Source organism: Marinifilum breve (assembly GCF_003202155.1).
Classification (GTDB): domain Bacteria; phylum Bacteroidota; class Bacteroidia; order Bacteroidales; family Marinifilaceae; genus Marinifilum; species Marinifilum breve.
In genome coordinates this window covers 22,630-45,282 of record NZ_QFLI01000008.1, presented here as the reverse complement: position 1 = coordinate 45,282, position 22,653 = coordinate 22,630, and the positions used below count along the sequence as shown (strand labels likewise).

Below are 22,653 nucleotides of genomic sequence, written 5' to 3'. Positions count from 1 at the left end.
TGGGTGAAGCCTCCAAGACAGGTTTGACACTCTCCAAGACCGAAGACTGACACCTACTTTTGTCTTTTTCATCTTATTTCCTGTCTTGCCGCCATAAAAAAGAGGGAATCCGAAGATTCCCTCTTAAGTGTAAAACTTAAAACCCGTATTTATGAACATTAACTTACTGTTTCTTCTTGTGTATTTTCTTCTTCTTTTTTCTTACGACGGTATTCAGCTTTCTTGTTTCTCAGGTACTTACTAGAATAAAGCATTGCATGTTCCTCTTCGTCTCTAAATACAAATTGTCCGTATTCCTTCAAATCATCTGCATATTGCTTCACCAAAGAGTATGCTTTGTCGCGGATTACCTTTCTGTCATCGTCAACATACAACGAACCGTTTACTTCGGCCAAGAGAGTTCCCATGCGTTCCGATTCGCTAATTGCGGTATTACATTTTGCGATATCGAAACCAATTCCTGTTAATGGTTCTTGATTATTATTTCCCAGTGTCCCTAGCCTTAACAGATCCATTACAGCATCTGCATTGGAGTCACCTTCGTTTATTTCATCAAGAATTTCTTGTAATTCATCGTTCTTGCGGTAAGCAAAGCGCATGTTTTCATATAAATCACGAATTAGCTCAAACATGGCAGGTGCATCCTTTTGCCATTTTTTCTGAGCATCTTTCTGAGCCGTTAATTGGGTATCCCAAATGGCCTGAGCAATAGAAAGTGCTCCCGTTAAAACTTCAAGTTTGGTAAGGTTTTCTGCTGTATATCCAACAGGGGTCAACAAAGGCAAGTCTTCTTTTGCCACATGAATCATTGCTTTAATCTCTTGAATGTACATTCCAACAGGCATGCTGCAATGTTTTACATTTTCGTTTTTCACAGCTTTAATTTCTACCAAGCTGTCGTCATAGTTTTGTTGTTCAGACATTTTAGTAATGTTTAAAGATTAATTATTTCCACCGCACTAATCCTTCTACAATAACTTCTGCTCTGATTCTATTGCTTTCATGGTTGACAAATCAATAATGAATTTATGAAACAATATCGAAAATTAAAAATAATATGCTGGTATTGTTTTAAAAATTAAGTTTATACTGCATGTTAAATTTCACCTCTCCCTACGAATTTAAAGGCGTAGAGAGAATTTAAATTTCTTTGAAAAAAATGTTATTGATATGGTAAAGTTCATGATTGGAGTTGATATGTGTTGAAGTGGCGTAAATGAATCTTTAAAACTGATAAAGAATTTTTAAATCCTGATAAAAGTATTTTTTAGTGTTTGTATTTTATGGGTTTATCTGTAAAGTGCGAATTGGTGGGGTGCTTTCAGTAAGGGCTTATTTGGAATGAGGATGGATTAATGATTGGTGTTGGGTGTGTTTGTTTATATGGTTAATTTAGAGTGCAGTATATTGCTAGTAATAAGTGTGCTTAAATTATGACGCTTAAAAAAATACATATGAAATTTATCCCTATCATTTTATTCTGCTTGCTTGTTTCTTGTAAATCAAATAATCAGCAAGAAAAAGTCCCAAATCATAAAAAGGATTTGGAATCTGTAATTGTTGTTCCAAAGCCGGAAACGGAAATTCAAGAGGTAGTAGTGGAACAACCTTTGAATAATGCTGATAGTATTTATGCATTGAAAAAAGAGCAAAAAATGGCTAAAATTAAAGCTCGCTTTAATGATTGCACCATATACGAACAACCTATTTCTTTATATCTGAACAACAAAAAAGTTGATTCTATAGTAGTTGATTTTTGTGAGGGAAGAATTTACCCATCTGATGATGAGATAACATTTAACTTATTGGAGTCATTAACAAAAAAGAGTGATGAATTAGCGCCTTTGTACTATACGTGTTTTGAATATTTGTGTTCACAATCAGATGGGGCATTGGGAGAGATTATGGGAATGTATGCAAAAGAGTTTATTCTGAATAACCCTTCTTTTAGTATTGAGAAATGTGGAGGACATTGTATTGATCATTTAGCATTTGAGTTTGCAATTAATGGGGCATGGAAATATGATATTAAAGAATTTTCAGATTCATTAAGAGTCATTTCTGGTGATTTAGTTGATTCTTTAAGAATAAACGAGTTTATTGAGGAAGTTAGGAAAGCAACTTTGGAAGCCGAGAAAGATCTTAGGTAGTCACTTTTAATTATTGAAGTACTTTTTAGATAATCGTATATATCAAATATATTCATGAAATCAATAGTTTTAATAGTTCTTATATCCATACTGCTATTGCCATGCGCAACAGCTCAAGACTACAAACCCACTTACTTTGAAAAAGCGGAATTGATTGAAGATTTATGGTTTTTCCAAAACAAGGTGGAGAACATGCATCCCTTGATTTTAAATGAAGTATTTGCATTTGAGTGGAGTATGCATGGAAATATTGCAGAAAAACAATTGCCCGATAGCCTTTCCATAAATCAATTTTATATAGAAATAGCAAAGCTGGTTGGCGAATTGGAGGATACTCATACTGGCATCTCATTCCCATACAGCGAAAGAAAAAAGTACATGATTGATGGAGGAGGTGTAAGCATGCCTTTTTCCATAACTGTTAAGGATCATCAATTGTATGTAAACGAATATATTGGTGAAGATCGCTCGCTTGATATTGCAGGCAAGCAAATATTGGCCATTAACAACATTACTTCGGATCAGATTCTGCAGGACATGAGAAATACGGTGGGAGTGAAAAATCGGGAATGTGGAGATGGATCTGTGGAGAAGATGTTTGCCATGTCGTTTTGGGCTTTGTATGGCGAAACCAAAGTTTATCGCTTAAAGCTCATGGATGAGGATGCACCGCTTGCCATAAATGGAGTTTGCAATGCCAAATACTTTGAGTTGAGGAAAAAATACGGCTCTCAGCAGAATCTAGATAAGTATCGTTTGGTTTTTTCTGATGATCAACAAATCGCAAAGATGAGCATTGCCTCTTTTTATGGAGATAGGCAATACAATCAATTTTTGAAAGATGCTTTCCAAGAGATCAAAAGCAAAGGCAGCAAGCAGTTGATTATTGATGTTAGAAATAATCCGGGGGGAAGAAGTCGTGCAGTAGATAGTTTGCTGAATTATTTAACGGATAAATCTTACTCTCAATACAAAAGCATCGGAATTAGGGTGAGTGAGGAACTGAAGGAAAACTATAGTCAAAAGAGACCTGAATTATATGCTCGCATCGAAAAACTGCCCAACGATACTTTGTTTTGTATGGATAGCACTGCTTATACATACAAACCCAATTATAAGGAATTGGCCTTTAAAGGGGAGGTATACGTTCTTATTAATGAACGATCGAATAGTGCTGCTGCTACCTTTGCAGGTGTGGTAAAAGAGAATAATTTAGGAACCATTGTAGGCAATAAAGCAACTGGTGAAAATATACGCTACTATGGTGATTTTCTGATGTACAAACTGCCCAATACTAAAATCACTTTCTATGTTTCGCCAAAGGAATTTATACAATATGGAGGTACAAAGCTGAACCAGGGCGTTGAACCTGATGTATTGATTCGAGATTTTAAGTATAAAGATATCCTTTAGTGTAGGGCATGCCAAGCATCTCAAAGATGCCAGGCATGTTTACTCTAAGAAACCGCCAAAGATTTCATGCTTTGGCGTTTTTTTGTGTTTGCACTCACCTCATCCCCAAGTTCCAGACAATAAGGGGAGTGTTATTAAATGGTAGTAAATATTCCAAAATATTAATAGGTTCTTGTAAATCAGACTGAAAGTCTAGTTTAATTTAGCCAGAGGCAACGCCTCTGGGTGTTAAGCTATTTTTGAATACGTCCTGAAAGGACAACTTAATTTTAAACTGTCCTTTCAGGACGCATTTTCCTTAACGTAACTACCCAAGGCCTTTCCTTGAGGCTGAAATAATCTGCCACTTTGTGGCGATATCTAAGGGGAGTATACTGCAAAATCTTGGCAGCTCCAGTTCCCTCTCCTCCAAGGAGAGGGTAAGGGTGAGGTGATTAATTGGAATGTAATAAGAATCCAAACCATGTTGAACAACATGAATTTACATCTTTCCATTAAGAACAGAATGTCGGAATTTTAATTGAGTAAAACCCACCCAAGAAAGGACCGTGAAGTTGAGTCGTTTTACGAGTGCACCTCATAGCTTCGTCTATTAGTCCTCTTCAACTTGCGTTCTGCAAGCCTACAAAATCAAAAACAATTGCGCTCAAACTAACACTAATCATGGCAAAATTTACCAAAGAGGATGCACTTCGGTATCACGAAGGCAAACGTCCCGGGAAAATCGAGGTGATCCCAACCAAACCACATTCAACACAATTGGATTTATCGCTTGCTTACTCTCCAGGGGTGGCAGAGCCTTGTTTGGAGATAGAGGCAAATCCAAAAGATGTTTACAAGTACACCGCCAAAGGTAATCTGGTAGCGGTAATTTCTAATGGTACCGCTGTTTTGGGCTTGGGCGATATCGGTGCAGAAGCCGGTAAACCTGTGATGGAAGGGAAGGGCTTGCTGTTTAAAATATTTGCAGATATTGATGTATTCGATATTGAGGTGGACAGCAAGGATGTGGATGAGTTCGTGAAAATTGTAAAAGGGATTGCTCCAACTTTTGGAGGAATTAACCTGGAAGACATTAAGGCACCAGAATGTTTTGCCATTGAGGACAGGTTGAAAAAGGAATTGGACATTCCGATCATGCACGACGATCAGCATGGTACGGCTATCATATCGGCAGCCGGATTGTTGAATGCGGTTGAACTACAAAAGAAAAAGCTAAGCGATATAAAAATTGTAGTGAATGGAGCAGGTGCATCGGCAGTTGCCTGTACTCGCCTTTACATTGCATTGGGGGTGAAGAAAAAGAACATCATCATGCTCGATAGCAAAGGAGTAATTCACAAATCGCGTACTGATTTAAGTGATATCAAAAAGGAGTTTGTTACATCGGTTAATGTGAAGACTTTGGAAGATGCCATGGATGGTGCCGATATGTTTTTGGGCTTATCGGTTGCCAATGTGCTTAAGCCAAGTATGGTGAAAAGCATGGCCGATAGACCTATTGTTTTTGCACTGGCCAATCCCAATCCTGAAATTGCTTACGAGCTGGCAATGAAAACACGCAAGGATATTGTAATGGCAACCGGTCGATCCGATCACCCGAATCAGGTAAACAATGTGTTGGGATTCCCATTCATTTTCCGTGGTGCATTGGATGTTAAAGCTACGGGCATTAACGAGGAAATGAAGATTGCTGCTGTAAAGGCATTGGCAAAACTGGCCAAAGAGGATGTTCCTGATATTGTAAATACGGCTTATCACGAAATGAATCTTAGCTATGGAAAGGATTACATTATACCGAAACCCCTTGATCCACGATTGCTGACTGTGGTTGCTCCTGCTATAGCTAAGGCTGCTATGGATTCGGGCATTGCAAAAGCGCCAATTCACAATTGGGAGGAGTACAAAACTCAGTTGGAACAAAGGTTGGGCAGAGACAACAAGTTGCTGCGAGCTTTAACAGATAAAGCCAAGCGAAATCCGAAACGTGTTGTATTTGCTGAAGGAGCTAATTTCAAAGTTTTAAAAGCTGCACAAACCGTTCTTCATGAGGGAATTGCTGTGCCAATATTGTTGGGTAATCCAGAACACATCCATAAAGTAATTCAAGAGAACGATTTGGATCTGGATGGTGTACCAATCATCAATTGGAGAGGGGCAGAAGAGAGAGCAAGACGAGAGGAGTATGCGAAAATATTGTTCCGAAAGCGCAACCGAAAAGGACTTACCTACAATGAGGCAGTTGATAAAATGACCAACCGAAATTATTTTGGTGCCATGATGGTAGAAACTGGTGAAGCTGATGCTTTTATTAGTGGATCAACATCGAAATATGCCGATACCATAAGACCTGCAATTCAAACCGTGGGAATCAAATCCGATATTAATCACATTGCGGGTATGTATTTGTTGATGACCAGGCAGGGACCTATCTTCTTCTCTGATACAACGGTAAATCCTCGTCCCGATGCTCAAACTTTGGTGGATACCACCTTACTAACGGCAGAGGCAGTGCGCAAGTTTAATATTGAGCCAGTAATTGCTATGGTTTCTTATTCCAATTTTGGTTCCATTAGAGATGGTAGTCCGGTTAGAGTGCAAAAAGCAGTTGAGGTGCTACATCAAGAACATCCAGACTTAATTGTGGATGGTGACATTCAAATGAATTTTGCTTTAAATGCTGAGCTAAGAACTAAAATGTTTCCTTTCTCGAAATTGGGTTGGCGCAGGGTGAATACCATTATCTTCCCGAATTTGAGTAGTGGTAATATTGCCTACAAAATGATGCAGGAAATTGGAGGAGCTGAAGCTATTGGTCCAATTCTTTTGGGGATGAACAAATCCATTCACATTGTACCACTGGAAAGTTCGGTTCGCGAGATTGTTAATATGGTAACCATTGCTGTGGTAGATGCACAATAAGCTGAATTATTTTATTAATATTATTTAAACCTGTTGGAATATCCATTTCTAACAGGTTTTTATTTTCAAAACACCTGAACCTCAATTGAAATATATTATAGATAAATGGTCTAAAGTCGTGATAAATAGTGGGTTTAAGAATTGTTAATACATATGTTGTTTAAGAAAAAATAAAACAGGAAGATGTGTTTAATTTTTCTTATCTACTGATTGTCAGGATAAAGTGTAGATTGATCATGCGAGAAGATACTCTTGCCAAAATAACTTAGACTCAATCTAAGTAATGAGTAGGTATATTTGTTCAACTCAGAAAATCTTACGAAATTTTATTTACCGTTTAAAAAAAACGAGAAAGAAAAGTCTGGTGTTTTAACGGTTTACATGAAGAAACGACCCAGCTTTATGTAATGAAATAAATTACTACCCAAACCAACTATCATCCGCCCAGGAAAAGCTTTGAGCTTTTTCGAATTTTAATGAGAAAAAATGAATCGGCATAACTGTTTTCTGTGACCGAGGAAGCGAAGCTGTGCCGCGACATCATATAATATAACCAGAGCGCTATACGCTGATAAAATGATTTTAGGGCTTCAACCACCCTTCAACCAGAATCATTTTGGAGGCAAGATCTTTTAATTCACGAGTATAAACCTTAAACTCAATCAACCATGCAAGCCTTAAGAAGGCCTTACTTTTGGCACGCGATTTATACCAAATCGCGTGCAGAAAAGAGGCTGTACAAAGAATTGTGCTCAAAGAATATTGAGTGCTACCTTCCTTTAAAAAAAGAGCTTCGTCAGTGGAGCGATCGAACCAAATGGGTTGAAGAACCATTGATTCGATCTTATTTGTTTGTGAAAGTCAGTGAAAGGGAGTATTACAACGTAATCAATTCTGCTTACGCTGTTAGATATGTAACTTTTGGTGGCAAAGCTGTACCTATACCTGAACACCAGATTCAGGCTCTTCGAATTTTTCTGGATGATGAAAATCGCAAGGTAGATTTGAGTCATGAGAATTTGGAAAAAGGAGAATTGGTAGAGATAATGGGTGGTCCTTTCAAGGGGATCAAGGGCGAGATCATGCAAATAAAAGGCAAGAATCGTATTGTTATCCGATTCGATTCTTTGGGAACTTGTGTTTATACTGATATCTCGTTAGACATGATTAAACAAGTTCAACCCGTCGCTTGATACAAAGAAACTGTTTAAAGTTATCCCTCAGTTTTTTTATATGAATAAATGAAGTCTAACTTCGTTAAATTCTATTTAAATAGAACCACTATTTAAATAAAATTTGCCTGGTTACTCTTCTTTTTTCATCGATAAAAAACTCTAAAAACAAATTTAAACAGCTTCTGATTACAGTATCGCAGAAATCAGAAATTTTTATGAGTAAGTTTGAAGTAGTTACCACAATTGGATTGGGGTATATCGGACTTCCTACGGCCTCACTTATTGCTAGAAGTGGGATTCGTGTGCAAGGAGTAGATGTAAATCCAAAGGTAGTAGAGGCAGTTAATTTGGGTGAAATCATTATAGTAGAACCCGATTTGGATGAGTTGGTGCACAAGGTTGTAGAAGACAATTTGCTTTCCGCTCACACAGAAGTTCAGGAAGCTGATGTATATACCATTGCGGTTCCAACCCCTTTTAAAGGAAACCATGAACCCGATATTTCATATGTGTTGGATGCCACCAAAGCAGCAATTCCAGTATTAAAAGAAGGCGATTTATTCATTATAGAATCCACATCACCAGTAGGAACCACCGAGAAGGTTCGAGATTTAATTTATGCCAAGCGTCCTGATCTGGAAGATCGGATATTCATTGCTTATTGTCCGGAACGTGTACTTCCTGGGAATATCATTTATGAGTTGGAGCACAACGATAGAGTAATTGGTGGGATTGATGAAATGTCGACTGAAATGGCATGTGAGTTTTTCCGAAACTTTGTTGTAGGTGAACTTCATAAAACCAATTCACGAACTGCAGAAATGTGTAAGTTGGTTGAGAATTCTTCTCGCGATGTACAAATCGCATTTGCCAACGAACTTTCTGTGATTTGCGAAAAGGCAGGAATTAATGTTTGGGAGTTGATTGAGTTGGCCAACAAGCATCCAAGGGTGAATATACTAAGTCCAGGTTGTGGAGTGGGTGGTCATTGCATTGCTGTGGATCCTTACTTTATCGTTTCTGAATATCCGTTGGAAAGTCAAATCATTGGAAAAGCACGCGAAATCAATAATTACAAGGCATTTTGGTGTGTGGAGAAAATTAAAAATGCACGATTGCAGTTTCAGTTAGATCGTGGATATGAGCCAAAAATTGCAGTAATGGGATTGGCTTTCAAACCTAATATCGATGATTTAAGAGAATCGCCAGCCATGTATATCGCCAATAAAATTACGCAATCGCAACAAGATGATTACATTATTGTTGAGCCTAATATTGAAGAGCATTCAAACTTCCAGATTTGTAATTACGAAATTGCTTTCGATATGGCTGATATGATTGTTTATTTGGTGGCACACAATGAGTTCAAAAAACTTCCATTTTCTGATGAAAAAGTGATTCTGGATTTCTGTGGAGTTACCAATCAACAGGAGAAAATCTTTAATGAAATTCCAGTTGAAATACCTAAGCAAAAGGAGAACAAAAGGAATAATTTAAGATAATACGTCTACTACTTTTTTTACCATCTAAGAATTAAGAATATGAGTGAGAATAATAAATATAGGGTATTGTTGGTTTTTGGCACTCGACCAGAAGCCATTAAAATGGCACCTTTGGTTAAGGAGTTCCAGAAATATCCGGAACAGTTTGAAACCATTGTATGTGTAACTGGGCAACACCGCGAGATGTTGGATCAGGTATTGAATCTTTTCGAAATCGTACCTGAATATGATTTACAAATCATGAAATCAGGTCAGGATTTATACGATGTTACCAGTCGTGTTTTAATAGGCATGAGAGATGTATTGAAAGTGGCAGATCCTGATTTGGTTCTGGTTCATGGCGATACTACTACATCATCCACAACGGCTTTGGCAGCTTACTATCAGCAAATTCCTGTGGCTCATATCGAGGCAGGTTTGCGTACCAATAATCTGTATTCGCCATGGCCCGAAGAGGCTAACAGACAAATTACAGGTCGTTTGGCACAATGGCACTTTGCTCCAACCATAATGGCACAAAAGAATTTAATGGATGAAGGCATTTCAAAAAGTAGAATTGTGGTTACTGGCAATACTGTGATTGATGCGCTTCAGCTGACACTTACAAAAATACATCGCTCTTCGAAAGTGGTTATGGATATTGTGAATGTGTTGCAAGCAAAAGGAATTTCAACAGGTCGTGTTGCCGAGTGGGTATATCGAACCCGCAAAATGGTATTGATTACAGGACATAGAAGAGAAAATTTTGGAAGAGGATTTTTAAATATATGTGAGTCAATTAAGTTTTTGGCTGAGAAACATCCTGAAGTAGATTTTGTATATCCGGTTCATTTGAATCCTAATGTTCAAAAACCAGTTTATGATATTTTAGGACAAGGTGCAGATTCAGAAAGTAATTCAAATAACAATATCTTTTTGATAGATCCGATTGATTACCTGCCATTTGTTTACCTGATGGATTTGTCTTACTTGATACTTACTGATTCGGGAGGTATTCAAGAGGAAGCTCCATTTTTGGGCAAACCAGTTCTTGTGATGAGGGATACAACCGAAAGACCAGAAGCTTTAACAGCTGGTACAGTAAAACTGGTTGGCACGGATTCTCAGAAAATCATAGAATCGGTTGATTTGTTGTTCCGTGAAGATGCAACTTATCGAAAAATGGCTCAAGCCATCAATCCTTATGGTGATGGGAAAGCTTGCATCAGGATTGTACAGGAATTGAAAAAAGCATCATCCATTCGGGAACGTATTGTTGCCTAGCTTTACAAAAGCATGTCTGATTTAAAGAGCAAAACCATTAAAGGCGTTTTCTGGAGCTTTGTGGAAAAGTTTGGGAGTCAATTTATTCTTTTGATATCGCAAATTATTTTAGCACGGTTGCTAGAGCCTCGAGATTTTGGTCTACTTGGAATGCTAGCTATTTTTATCGCGGTATCGCAGGCCTTTATTGATAGTGGTTTTGATAATGCTTTGATTCAGAAGAAGAATGCAGATCAGACGGATTTTTCAACGGTATTCTTCTTTAATATTAGCATAGGACTTGTTCTTTACCTGATATTGTTTTTTACAGCTCCTTTGATTGCTGATTTTTTTAGAACACCGGAACTGGTGGATTTAACCAGAGTAGTTTGTTTGATTTTGGTGATCAATTCTTTTGGCTTGATTCAATTTGTAAAGTTCAAGATTGACATGAACTTTAAAGCCATTGCACAAGTAGTTGTAACAGCAAATATTCTGTCTGCGGTATTGGGAATTGGTTTGGCATTATTGAACTTTGGAGTTTGGGCTTTGGCTGCGCAGGTAATGGGTATTTATGTATTCAGAACCCTATTGTTTTGGGTCAAGAGTTCCTGGCGACCAAGTATGGTTTTTTCGATCAAATCATTTAAAGGTTTATTCAATTTTGGATCGAAGTTGTTGTTGTCAGGTTTAATCAGTCAGACATTTGAAAACATTTATTTGCTGGTAATTGGTAGAATGTTCTCTGCAACCGCATTAGGCTTTTACGATCAGGCTAAAAAGTTTCAGCAAGTACCCGTTGCTACTTTAGCGCAGGTGGTCGGCAACGTCACATTTCCTGCCTTTTCAAAAATTCAGGACGAGAATGAAAGGCTTCGAATGGGGTTCAGAAAACTCATTAAGCTTTTGGTCTTTATCAATTTTCCATTGATGATTGGATTGGCTGTAATGGCTGAACCATTGTTCTCAATTGTCTTGGGTGAAAAATGGATGCCATCGGTTCCTTATTTTCAACTTTTGTGTATTGCGGGTATGATCTACACTTTGCATTCATCAAACTTGAATATTTTAAAGGTAAAAGGCAGATCCGATCTATTTCTCTACCTGGAAATTATTAAAAAAGTATTTGTCGTATTGGCAATTGTTATTGGTTTGCAATGGGGAATTATGGGATTAATTGTTGGACAAATTGTAACCTCTTTCATAAGCTTTTTTATTAATGCATATTATACAGGGAAGTTAATTTCCTACTCAACCATCAATCAAATTAAAGACGTGAGTCAAACCTTTTTGATCACACTTGTAAGTGCTGCAGTTATGAGCATTGGTTGGTTGATACAAAATCAGATTCTTTCACTCTCTTTTCAGATACTAGCAGGTATCGGAACATACCTACTATTGGCTTGTGCTACAAAACAAGAAGCAGTTAGCGATGGTATTTTAATTCTTAAAGAAATTATACCTACACGAAGATGGAAAAACGTAAAATATTAGTAACAAGACCTCAATTACCACCTCTTAACGAGTTTATTCCTTTATTGGCTGATATTTGGGATAGTAGGTGGCTTACCAATAATGGAAAATATCATCAGGAATTTGAAAAGGCCTTGGCAAACTACCTGGGGGTTCCCTACGTAGTGTTATTTGCAAATGGAACCTTGGCTTTAATGGCTGCACTTCAGTGTTTGAGAATAAAAGGAGAGGTAATTACCACACCATATAGTTTTGTTGCCACAACGCATTCATTATGGTGGAACCATATCAAACCTGTTTTTGTGGATATAGAGCCTGATTACTGCAATTTGGATCCCGAGAGAATTGAGGCTGCCATTACACCGGCAACTACTGCCATTCTTCCAGTTCATGTGTATGGTAATCCTTGTGAGGTAGATAAGATTCAGGATTTAGCAGATTACTATGGCTTAAAGGTGATTTATGATGCTGCTCATGCCTTTGGTGTTCGCTTAAAGGGTTCAAGTGTTCTTAATTATGGTGATTTATCAATCGTTAGTTTCCATGCAACCAAGGTATTCAATACTATTGAAGGAGGAGCGATTATCTGTCATGATATTAAGACCAAAAAGCGATTGGATTATCTTAAGAATTTCGGAATTGCAAACGAGACTACAGTAGTTGCTCCGGGGATTAATGCAAAAATGAACGAGTTGCAGGCGGCTTACGGATTGTTGCAATTAAAATATTTCGATACCGTGATTGATGGTCGAAAGCATATCACTGAAAAGTACAAGCAAGGATTGGAGAATATTCCTGGAGTAAGGTATTTGGATGAACCGCAGGAGGTAGATTACAATTATTCTTACTTTCCAATATTCATAGATGAGTCGGAGTTTGGCAGAAGCAGAGATGATTTGTTTGAAGAATTAAAGAAACATGGAATTTATGGACGTAGATATTTTTACCCATTAATAAGTGAGTTTCCAACCTATAGAGGATTGCCTTCGGCTAAAGGATTAGATATTGCTTTTGAAGTATCAAGGCAGATTATATGCTTGCCTTTGTATCCTGATTTGGCAGATGAAATCGTTGATTTGATTATTTCCATTATTTCAGAAATGGTACAAGTTGATTCTAATAAAGTGCCGGTAAAAGTTCTGAAAACCTATAAAGAGAAAAGAAAATTCCCAAAAGAAAAATAAACGAGTCCTATGGATAAGCCTTTGGTAAGTGTAAAAACCATAACCTACAATCATGAGAAATTTATTGCTCAGTGTATTGAAGGAATCTTGAATCAGAAAACAAATTTTGATTTCGAATATATTATTGGTGAAGATTGCAGTACGGATAAAACAATGGAGGTAATCCAGGAATACGCTGCGAAATATCCTGGTATTATTCGAGTTATTACAAGCGAAAATAATGTAGGTGCAACCATTAATGATCAAAGAACCGATGAGGCTTGTCGGGGAAAGTATGTAGCTTTTTGCGAGGGTGACGATTATTGGACTGATCCTTATAAACTCCAAAAGCAGGTTGATTTTTTGGAAGCAAATACCGATTATGGATTGGTACATACCAATTTTTCATGTCAAAAAGGAGATAAATTTTTAAAAGGTATTAGGGATGGCAAGAATCTGCCGTGTGGAAATGTTCTTTCGGATTTGATCAGAGGCAATCACATTGCTACAGCATCGGTTTGTATGAGAAATGATTTGTTGCAGGCCATTCGAATTGGAGAACCAATCAGGAAGCACAACTGGAGAATGGGTGATTATCCTTTGTGGATAGAATCTGCAGCCAGAATGAAAGTACATTACTTGGCTGATGATACCATTACCTATCGTATTCATGGAACTTCTGCAACTCATGGGTTAGATGTGATGGGAGATTTTAGATTCTTTAGTGATCGATATGATATTAAGAGGCATTACATCAAGAAGTTTGGGTGTGAAGATTTAGAGCCATTTATCAACAAAATGTATCATCGTGAATTGCTAAAGTTTGCAATATTCTTGAAGGATGAGGATTTGAGAGAAACATGCCTTCAATATTTTAAGGATTCATCGGTTGGAGAAAGCTTTCCGTATTTGATGCTTTCGCAATATCCGATATTCGATTCGTTGTATTGCTTTGTATATGCTACACGCAAAAAATTGAAAATGGTAGTTTGATTCCTATGAGACCAAATTCGTATCAAAAATTGGAGAAGCAGGTTAGAATCTGCGAATTCCCACTGCCTGATAGTGTTGCAATTATTCAACCCTATGTATTTCCTTATTTGGGATATTTTCAGTTGCTTCACTCTGTTGAGAATGTAGTTTTTTACGATGACGTAAATTTTATCAAACGCGGCTGGATCAATAGAAATCAAATACTGGCAAATGGAAAGGAATTCATGTTTACCATTCCATTGCGAAAAGCAAGTCAAAACAAACTCATCAATGAAATTGAGCTGGTAGAAAAGCAATTGTTTATTAAAAAATTTCGCCATCAGCTAAAGTTAGCATACGCAAAAGCGCCATATTACAAAGAAGTTAGAGATGTAATAGAATCTGTTTTTGTGGGAGAGTATTCAAATATAGGAGATCTTGCCATTTTAAGTATTCTTGTGGTTTGCAGGTATATGAATATGGAATTGAACTGGATGAAATCATCAGAAGAGTTTAGTGAAACAAAAGGACAAGACAAAGCCGATAGACTGATTAGCATCAGTAAGATGCTTGCTTGTGATACCTATATCAATCCGATTGGAGGGAAATCTCTTTACCACAAAGATTACTTTGCAATGCATGGAATCGATTTGGGTTTTATAGAGTCGGGAAAAGTGAGTTACAAGCAATTTGAAAATGATTTTGTTCCATACCTTTCAATTATTGATGTGCTTATGTTTAATGATAAAGCCATGGTGATAGAATTGTTGAATGACTTCAATATCGGATGATTTAATTTCGGATTACATCATGCAAAATCAAAAAAAGAAAATACTAATTCTTGGAGGAACATCCTTCCAAATTCCTTGCATTAAATATGCGAAGGCCAAGGATTTTTATGTAATAACGTGCGATTATAATCCAGATAATCCTGGACACAAATTTGCCGATGAATTTTATAATGTTAGTACTACAGATCTAAAGGCGGTTCTAAAGTTGGGCCGTAAATTAGAAATTGATGGGATATTGGCATATGCATCAGATCCGGCAGCACCTACAGCTGCCTATGTGGCTGAGAAAATGGGTTTGCCTGGAAATCCGTACAAGGCAGTTAAGACCTTGTCGGAAAAAGATTTGTATAAAAGCTTTTTAAGATTAAAGAAATTTAATACTCCATCCTATGGGGCATATGGAAGTTTGAAAGATTTCGCAGGTTCCAGTGATCAATTCAGATACCCTATCATCGTGAAACCAGTTGATTCGAGTGGGAGTAAGGGGATTAGTGCGGTAAATGATTTTTGGGAAATGGATAAGGCCATTGATTATGCCATGAAATTCTCTCGCTGTAAAAGGTTTATTGTTGAAGAGTTTATCGAGAAGCAATATCCACAACTGGATGGTGATATTTTTGTGTATGATGGTAAAATTATTGCCTATTACCTGGGAGATCAGCGAAACAATGTTGAAGTAAACCCATTTGTGCCTTCAAGTATTAATTACCCTTCCTTGCTGCCAGAACACATTCATGCTAAAATTCAATCGGAGTTGCAGCGAGCAATTGATTTACTGAAAATAAAGTTCGGCGGCTTTAATATTGAGGTGATTGTAGCTGAAAATGATGAAGTATATTTAATTGAGATCGGCGCAAGAAATGGTGGTAATTGCATTCCGGATATAATCAAGTGTGCCAGTAATGTGGATATGATTAAAATGAGTGTGGATGCTTGTATGGGGGAAGAACCCAAAATCCACAATCGAAAAGATATTGATAAGTTTTATACAACTTATGTGATTCATTCCAATAGGGATGGAAAATTTAAATCGGTTAAAGTTCATGAAACTATAACCGACTATGTTCTTGACATCAGGTTGATGGTTGAAAAGGGAGGAGATGTCTTCAAATTTAAGGGTTCGAACTGCACAGTAGGAATTGGGCTACTGGAATTTCCAAACCTTGAGATACGCAACAAGATGATGGATAAGATTGAAGAATTTATTGCAGTTGAACTCGAATAAATACATATGGTTAGGGCGATTGGCGGATATTTTGAATTGGAGAACCGATTCGAATCGGAGTACTATCCGAACTTAATTCGTTTGAATACCGGACGGAACTGCCTGGAGTATATCCTAAGAGCTCGTGCCTATAAGAAAATCTATTTGCCTGAATATTCTTGTGATGCAGTCATGGAACCCATTTTAAAATTGGGGCTGAAGTATGAGAAATATCCAATTAATATGCAATTGGAACCAGATCAACTCATTTATCCAGAAAAGGATGAGGCTTTCTTGGCAATCAATTACTTTGGATTAAAAGGAAGGTATGTGAACTTTTTGACAAGACGTTTGCACAATTTAATAGTCGACAATTCTCAGGCCTTTTTTGAAGTTCCAGTGCAAGGTTTTGATACCTTTTATTCGACAAGAAAGTTTTTCGGTGTAAGCGATGGAGCCTATTTGAGCACGGATAGTGCGCCGTACATGGATTTTAAGCAAGAAGTATCCTGGAAAAGAAGCGAGCATTTGTTGAGAAGATTAGAGAATGGTCCTAATGATGGTTATCCGGCATTCAAGAGAAATGAAGAGTATTTGTGTGGTCAGGAGATAAAATTGATGTCTGATTTAACCTACAGAATTCTATCTAGTATTGACTATACAGCAGTTAAAAGCAGAAGAAATCGAAATTTTCAATACCTACATTTAAAGTTGAAGGGATACAATGGATTAAGCATTAATGATGCGGATATTGATGGACCAATGGTTTATCCTTTCTATGTGGAAATTGATAATTTAAGAGAAGAGTTGATGCTGCAGGAGATTTATACCGCAAGCTATTGGCCAAGTGTGATTCAAAATGTAGAATCAGATAAACTGGAATACAAATTGGCCAAGTATCTGATTCCTCTTCCTGTTGATCAGCGTTACGGATTGTTGGATATGGATAGGATTTGTAAATTGATCATACAATTGTTAAAGCAATGAGGTATATCGAAATAGGATTCTGGTTTCTCATCTTTTTTGTAGCCTTTTACCTAAAAGGATTTACAGTTGGTGGACAAGAGATGGTTTATTTGTGGAAACTGCCTTTACTGTTATATCTGATATCAAGAGTTGTGGGTCAGAAAACTGGGCATGCATTCCTGGTTTTAGCTTACTTGTTTGCAGCTAAGAATTTGGTGAATGTATCATTCTTTAAGTTTCCGGTAGACTCCATTATCAATTTTGTAAAGTACCTAACCATACCAGTATTTGTTCATTGGATTTACCTAAATATTAATAGCGCAAGTGCTTTAAAAAAGTTAAGGTTGGTTCCCGTTTTCATGGCAGCCTTTTTTATCGTGTGCAATATTCCTTATTATTTTGGAGTATTTGATGCGCCAGTAACCACAATGTTATGGATGGAGGATACACAAATTGATGGATTGATTGGAATGCTTGGAGCACCACATTATTCGTCTGCAGTATTGGCTGTCGCAAGTGTTGTGCTTCTTGATTTTGTGGCTAATAAAAGAGGAAACTTTAGAGTAAACCTAATTGTGATTCCCCTCTTGATTATAGGTGTGTTTTTTCTTTTTAAAACCTATACAAGAACAGGTTGGATGATGTTTTTGGTTGGCACCATTGTTTTATTTGCCAGAAAAATATCCTTTAAAAACCTTGGGAAAATTGCAGCTTTTGGAGTGCTAATGGCAATTGGATTGTCGGTTTTGTTCCAAACCAACGAGGGATTCCGAAGAAGAATCATGGATGACCGTGCAGGCCAGGAAGACAAATCGGCTTATGAAACTGTAGGATCTGGTCGTATACAAATTGCTGATATTTACCTGACCAACCTTTATGAAAGCAACTTTGTTACCTATCTGTTTGGCATGGGAATGGAAGAATCTATGCGAAGGTATGAGCAGAAAGATGGTATGCCTTTGTTTGCTCACAATGGATTTATTCAAACTTTAGTTGACAATGGAATTATTGGTTTCGTTTTGTATATGTTATTTCTAATAACGCTTTACAAGGCTATTGCTAGATCCGAAAGCAGTCACAACCAATTGACAATGGCGATGTTTTTTATGTTTCTGTCCTGTCTGGCTACTCAGCAAGCTAATTATTTTCTGGTGGATGTATTTCTTTCCATTTACATTGGAATTGCTTTGATTGAATCAAGGGTAAATCGTTATATCGATTTTAAAAGGAAATCTGACATCTACAAAAACATAAAACCTTCATATCCTTTCTATAAAAGATAAGATTACATCAATGTATAGCTTTAGTTTAATTACATTAGAAGACCTTCAGAAGATTGAGTATTTCAGTAAGTTTCCTGGATCTCAGACTTCATGGATAGCTGATTGGTATCATACATTCAAAAAGCACGACGATAACCATTTTGGAGCTGATAAAAAAGCTTACATCGTTACTGCTTATGAGGGAAATAAGCTGGTGGCTCTTGTTCCTTTAATGAGACTAACGCGAACCTATTTCAAATATTTTAAGTTGCAGTTTCTTGAATTTCTTGGACAACAATGGTCGGGAATGGGGCACGATATTATTGTCATCAGGAAACTTGAGGATGGTTTTGTTGAAGAGTTGTACAGTTGGATCAAAAGAAATATTTCCTATCATTTTTTATTCTTGAAATATCTTCCGGCGAGCAGTAGGTTAAAATCGAAGTTTCGTTTTTATAGGTATGCAGGAGCTCCGTTTGTTCAAACGTCCTCTTTTTCAGATTACGAAAGGTTTCGATTAAAAGTATACTCCAGAAAATTCAGAGAAGATCTTCGCAGAACTTACAGAAGAATTAAAAGAGATGGCTTTAAAATGGAGGTGGAACAACATGAAATTGATGAATACAGTTTAGCCATTATAAGGAATATATCGGCAAGTAAAACAACTGATGGGAAAATGGACTTGTACGAGAACAAACTCAAAGAAGATTTCCATTTAAAGATCTACAGACAGAACCCGTCAAAAGTAGTTTTTATCAAGTTTAATGGTGAAGCTGTAGCTTATGGTACCTTAATAGATATTAATGGGCAAAGAATTGGTGTTGACGCTGCTTTTGATAGAAAGTTTAGAAAATATGGAGTCGGAATTCATTGTGTTGATCAGGTAATTCGTGCTGGCTTTGAAGACAATGTTCAGAAGTTATCTTTCGGATTGGGGATGGATACCTATAAATTTCAGTTTACTAATTGTATAGAAGAGTTTTTTATGTGTTATGACTTTAAAATCAGATTGAAGTCCTTATTGGTGTTGCCTTATTTTCATTATCGAATAAAAAAGATGAATCGGGATGTTACTGCAGTCATGAATAGAAAGAAGCAGCAATTAAAAAATGAACAGAAGAATAATAAGACCTCTAAAGACAAAATAAGTTTTGTTGAAAGCATTGAGATGTAGATTTATAAAGCACACAAATAAATTTAATGCCCCAAAGTAGAATGTATCGTTTCGAAACCATTACAATTGAAGAACTCGAAAAGCTTGAATACAATGCCAATTGTCCTAGCTGTAGATTTGAATGGATTTATAGTTGGTATCAGGTTTTTGAGAAAGTGGAAAACAATATCGTTGGGTTTAAAAAGAAACCCGTCATCATTCTTGTTTATAAGGAGAACAGGTTAACTGCGATTGTTCCATTATTAAAATTAGTGAGGACATACTTTAAGTTTATTCGCATATCCTTTCTCGAATTTTTTGGTCAACAATGGTCTAGCTTAGGGAATGATATTTTGATAGTAGATGAAGTTGATCAACTTTTTTATCGTGAATTGCGAGGTTGGATCAGGAAAAACATTTCTTATGATTTCATTTTTCTAAAGTACATACCAAAGCAGTCCGAATTGATGAAGTGTTTCAGATTATTTCATTATTCAGTAGCGCCTTGTATACAATTGAATAGATATGAAGGATATCCAGATTTCACTAAAAAGGTATACTCAAAAAAGTTTAGAGAAGAACTTAAGCGCACCACTAGAAAATTATCAAGAGAGAACTTGGAGTTTACCATAGAGGTTAAAGAAATCAGTAAAGAAAATTTACAATTGATCAAGCATATCTCAAAATCAAAGGAGATAGATGGCAAAAGTTTTTTATACGGCAACTCGGAAAAAGAAGCATTTCATTTAAGCATTTATAAGCGTTTTCCATCTCAGATATTATTGCTAAAGCTAAATGATGAGCTTGTTGCATATTCTACTTCAATTGATTGGCAAGGGAAGCGATTGGGAATTGACTCTTCCTTTAATAGGAGGTACCGAAAATATGGTATTGGAATACGATGTGTTGATTCTTTTATCAAGAATGCATTTGATGATAAAATGAAGAAATTGTCATTGGGGATGGGACATGATTCCTATAAGTTCAGGTTTTGTGACGATATGGACCAATTCTTTATGTGTTTTGATTACAAAATCAGTTTAAAATCTTTATTGGCTTTGCCATACTTCAAATACAGATTGATCAAAGCAGACAAAGAGGTTCAATCGAAAATCCAAAAGATATCTGCAATCATTCAAAGGAATAAGCAAAAGAGTAGAATCAAGGAAGAATTAAAAATAAAAACGAACAATAAGATTTCTAATAATAAAATAAACATTACTGAACGTGTTGAAATGTAGAATGGTATTATCCTAAAGAGTTAAAACCCTAAAATCTAATGTATAATTTTAAAACCATTTCAATAAAAGAACTTGAGAACCTAGAATACAAAGCAAATTTTCCTAGTAACCGATTCGAATGGATTTACAGTTGGTATGAGGTTTTCAAGAAAGTGGAAAACAATGTAATCGGCTTTCAAAAGCAAGCCTATATTGTGACTGGTTATGAGAGTGACCAATTGGTTGCCATTATTCCTCTAGTAAAGTTAATTCGTAAGTTTTGCAAATGTATTAAGCTCGAATTTATTGAGTTCCTTGGGCAGCAATGGTCTTGTATTGGGCATGATTTAATTGTACTTAAAGAATTAGACTCTGGTTTTACGAAACAACTTCTTAATTGGATCAAAAAGAACATTCGTTATCACTTCATTTTTTTCAAGTATGTTCCTAAAAAATCGATTCTGACAAAAGATTTTAAAATGTATCGATATTCGGGAGCTCCAATGATTTGTATATCGGATTATAAGGATTACAATGAGTTTGCCCAAAAGGTTTATGCCAAGAAGTTTCGGAAGAAGTTAGATAGAACCTTACGAAAAATCGAAAAGGATGGATTTCGTTTAAGTCTGTCTTACGAAGAAATCAATTCAACCAATTTTGAGACCATCAAAAGAATATCGAAATCAAAAATGTTGGATGGAAAAAGCTTTGTATACGATGATGAAAACAAGGAAAAGTTTCACAAAAGTTTGTACAGTAAGTTTCCATCGCATGTGATGTTTGCCAAGTTTAATGATTACCCGGTTGCTTATGTGGCAAATATAGATTGTGATAATGCCAGGATAGCCATTGATTGTGCTTTCGATAGGGATTACAGAATTTATGGAGTAGGCGTTCAATGTATGGATTGTAACATTCGAAAGTCCTTTTCTCTGCACAAAGAGAAATACTCGTTCGGAGTAGGTATGGATGTTTATAAATTTCAGTTCACAAAGACTGCAATGCCTTTTTACATGTGTTTCGGACTACAGAATCGACTGAAGTCATTATTAGCAAAGCCTTTTGTTTTGTATAAAGCAAAGAAATCTGATCAGAAATCTAAGCAAGAATTTGAAGGAGTAGAAGAATACGTATGAAGAAACTAATTGCCAACATACTAGGATACCTATTGTTGTTGATATTTGGAAAGTCAGCTTTAAAGCACTTCGATAAGCAGGTGTTATCCATCTATTTTCACAATCCTTCGCTTTTGCTTTTTAAAGGAATCATTGGCTTTTTGCTTTCGAAAGGTTTCAGGTTTATTTCGGAGGAAGAATATTTTCAGATCATTAGTGGAGAGAAGGATGTAGAAGGAAGAACTGCTTTTGTTTCTTTTGATGATGGCTGGAAAGGCAATTTAAAATTGATTCCGGTTCTTGAAAAATATCAAATACCAGCAACTTTCTTTATTCCTGTACGACCTGTAATGTCAGGAAACTTTTGGTGGGAGTATGCGGCTAAAGTGGTAGAGGAGAGTAGAGAATATAAATCAGTTGAAGAACTGAAGAAATTGCCAAACGATAGAAGGATGCAGATAATCCGAGGTGCGGCTTCCAGATATGATTTAAAGAGATCTTGCATTGAACTGTCAGAGTTAAAACGCTTAAAGGATAATCCATTAATTACAATTGGATCTCATACCTATCATCACCCGATTACGATACAATGTTCGGATGAGGAATTGGATTTTGAGTATCGAGAATCTAAAAAAACATTGGAAGAGTGGTTGTCGGTTGATATTAATTCGTTTTCCTTTCCCAATGGTGACTATAACCAAAGAGATTTGAGCTTGCTGAAGAAGTACAATTACAAGATGGCTTTTACAGTAAATCCAGAATTGAATTCGAACTTCAATTCTGAGTTCCAAATCCCAAGAGTATCCATCAATTCGCATGGAGGAAAATATGAGAACATTGCACGTATGCTTCGGGTTTGGCACAAATTTGTTCAGCCGCTGCAGCAAAAGCAGTCATTGCTATTCAATCCTAAATTATCAGGGAGTTAAA

18 protein-coding genes are annotated in these 22,653 nt (G+C 36.5%); 17 read left to right on the top strand and 1 reads right to left on the bottom strand.

Annotated elements, in window-relative coordinates; translation table 11 throughout:
- Positions 1-158: 158 nt before the first annotated feature.
- On the bottom strand, positions 159-923 hold the full coding sequence (locus tag DF185_RS16525; RefSeq protein ID WP_110361874.1) for a hypothetical protein: 765 nt from the start codon (positions 921-923) through the stop codon (positions 159-161).
- A gap of 531 nt (positions 924-1,454) precedes the next feature.
- Here DF185_RS16525 and DF185_RS16520 point away from each other — a divergent pair.
- The 17 genes from DF185_RS16520 to DF185_RS16440 all read left to right on the top strand — a co-directional run bounded on the left by DF185_RS16520 (position 1,455) and on the right by DF185_RS16440 (position 22,652).
- Positions 1,455-2,150 carry a hypothetical protein gene (locus DF185_RS16520; RefSeq protein ID WP_110361873.1) on the top strand — a complete coding sequence of 232 codons (696 nt, stop codon included), beginning with the start codon at positions 1,455-1,457 and terminating at the stop codon, positions 2,148-2,150.
- Positions 2,151-2,204: 54 nt separating this feature from the next.
- Complete coding sequence (locus DF185_RS16515) at positions 2,205-3,563, top strand: S41 family peptidase (RefSeq protein ID WP_110361872.1); 1,359 nt, start codon at positions 2,205-2,207, stop codon at positions 3,561-3,563.
- A 663-nt stretch (positions 3,564-4,226) separates the two neighbouring features.
- Complete coding sequence (locus DF185_RS16510) at positions 4,227-6,485, top strand: NADP-dependent malic enzyme (protein WP_110361871.1); 2,259 nt, start codon at positions 4,227-4,229, stop codon at positions 6,483-6,485.
- A 668-nt stretch (positions 6,486-7,153) separates the two neighbouring features.
- Positions 7,154-7,678: a UpxY family transcription antiterminator gene (locus DF185_RS16505; protein ID WP_110361870.1), complete on the top strand. Its 525-nt coding sequence runs from the start codon at positions 7,154-7,156 to the stop codon at positions 7,676-7,678.
- A 197-nt stretch (positions 7,679-7,875) separates the two neighbouring features.
- Positions 7,876-9,162: a UDP-N-acetyl-D-mannosamine dehydrogenase gene (gene wecC / locus DF185_RS16500; RefSeq protein ID WP_110361869.1), complete on the top strand. Its 1,287-nt coding sequence runs from the start codon at positions 7,876-7,878 to the stop codon at positions 9,160-9,162.
- Between the two features lie 39 nt (positions 9,163-9,201).
- On the top strand, positions 9,202-10,425 hold the full coding sequence (gene wecB / locus DF185_RS16495) for a non-hydrolyzing UDP-N-acetylglucosamine 2-epimerase (protein ID WP_110361868.1): 1,224 nt from the start codon (positions 9,202-9,204) through the stop codon (positions 10,423-10,425).
- A 12-nt stretch (positions 10,426-10,437) separates the two neighbouring features.
- On the top strand, positions 10,438-11,898 hold the full coding sequence (locus DF185_RS16490; RefSeq protein ID WP_110361867.1) for an MOP flippase family protein: 1,461 nt from the start codon (positions 10,438-10,440) through the stop codon (positions 11,896-11,898).
- Complete coding sequence (locus DF185_RS16485) at positions 11,877-13,061, top strand: DegT/DnrJ/EryC1/StrS family aminotransferase (RefSeq protein WP_110361866.1); 1,185 nt, start codon at positions 11,877-11,879, stop codon at positions 13,059-13,061. The genes DF185_RS16490 and DF185_RS16485 overlap by 22 nt, the downstream gene beginning before the upstream one ends.
- Before the next feature lie 9 nt (positions 13,062-13,070).
- Positions 13,071-14,033 (top strand): glycosyltransferase family 2 protein, encoded by a 963-nt coding sequence (locus tag DF185_RS16480; protein ID WP_110361865.1) that lies wholly within the window; start codon positions 13,071-13,073, stop codon positions 14,031-14,033.
- Positions 14,034-14,038: 5 nt separating this feature from the next.
- Positions 14,039-14,803, top strand: coding sequence for a WbqC family protein (locus DF185_RS16475; RefSeq protein WP_110361864.1), 765 nt, complete (start codon positions 14,039-14,041; stop codon positions 14,801-14,803).
- Positions 14,784-16,028 carry an ATP-grasp domain-containing protein gene (locus DF185_RS16470; RefSeq protein WP_110361863.1) on the top strand — a complete coding sequence of 415 codons (1,245 nt, stop codon included), beginning with the start codon at positions 14,784-14,786 and terminating at the stop codon, positions 16,026-16,028. Before DF185_RS16475 ends, DF185_RS16470 begins: the two co-directional genes overlap by 20 nt.
- A 6-nt stretch (positions 16,029-16,034) precedes the next feature.
- Positions 16,035-16,994 carry a hypothetical protein gene (locus DF185_RS16465; protein ID WP_110361862.1) on the top strand — a complete coding sequence of 320 codons (960 nt, stop codon included), beginning with the start codon at positions 16,035-16,037 and terminating at the stop codon, positions 16,992-16,994.
- Positions 16,991-18,256, top strand: coding sequence for an O-antigen ligase family protein (locus tag DF185_RS16460; RefSeq protein WP_110361861.1), 1,266 nt, complete (start codon positions 16,991-16,993; stop codon positions 18,254-18,256). Before DF185_RS16465 ends, DF185_RS16460 begins: the two co-directional genes overlap by 4 nt.
- Positions 18,257-18,266: 10 nt before the next feature.
- Positions 18,267-19,409 (top strand): GNAT family N-acetyltransferase, encoded by a 1,143-nt coding sequence (locus DF185_RS16455; RefSeq protein ID WP_110361860.1) that lies wholly within the window; start codon positions 18,267-18,269, stop codon positions 19,407-19,409.
- Between the two features lie 26 nt (positions 19,410-19,435).
- Positions 19,436-20,629, top strand: coding sequence for a GNAT family N-acetyltransferase (locus tag DF185_RS16450; protein WP_110361859.1), 1,194 nt, complete (start codon positions 19,436-19,438; stop codon positions 20,627-20,629).
- Positions 20,630-20,667: 38 nt separating this feature from the next.
- A complete protein-coding gene (locus DF185_RS16445) occupies positions 20,668-21,744 on the top strand; it encodes a GNAT family N-acetyltransferase (protein ID WP_110361858.1) in 1,077 nt (358 codons plus the stop codon).
- Positions 21,741-22,652 carry a polysaccharide deacetylase family protein gene (locus tag DF185_RS16440; protein WP_110361857.1) on the top strand — a complete coding sequence of 304 codons (912 nt, stop codon included), beginning with the start codon at positions 21,741-21,743 and terminating at the stop codon, positions 22,650-22,652. The genes DF185_RS16445 and DF185_RS16440 overlap by 4 nt, the downstream gene beginning before the upstream one ends.
- Position 22,653: the final 1 nt, after the last annotated feature.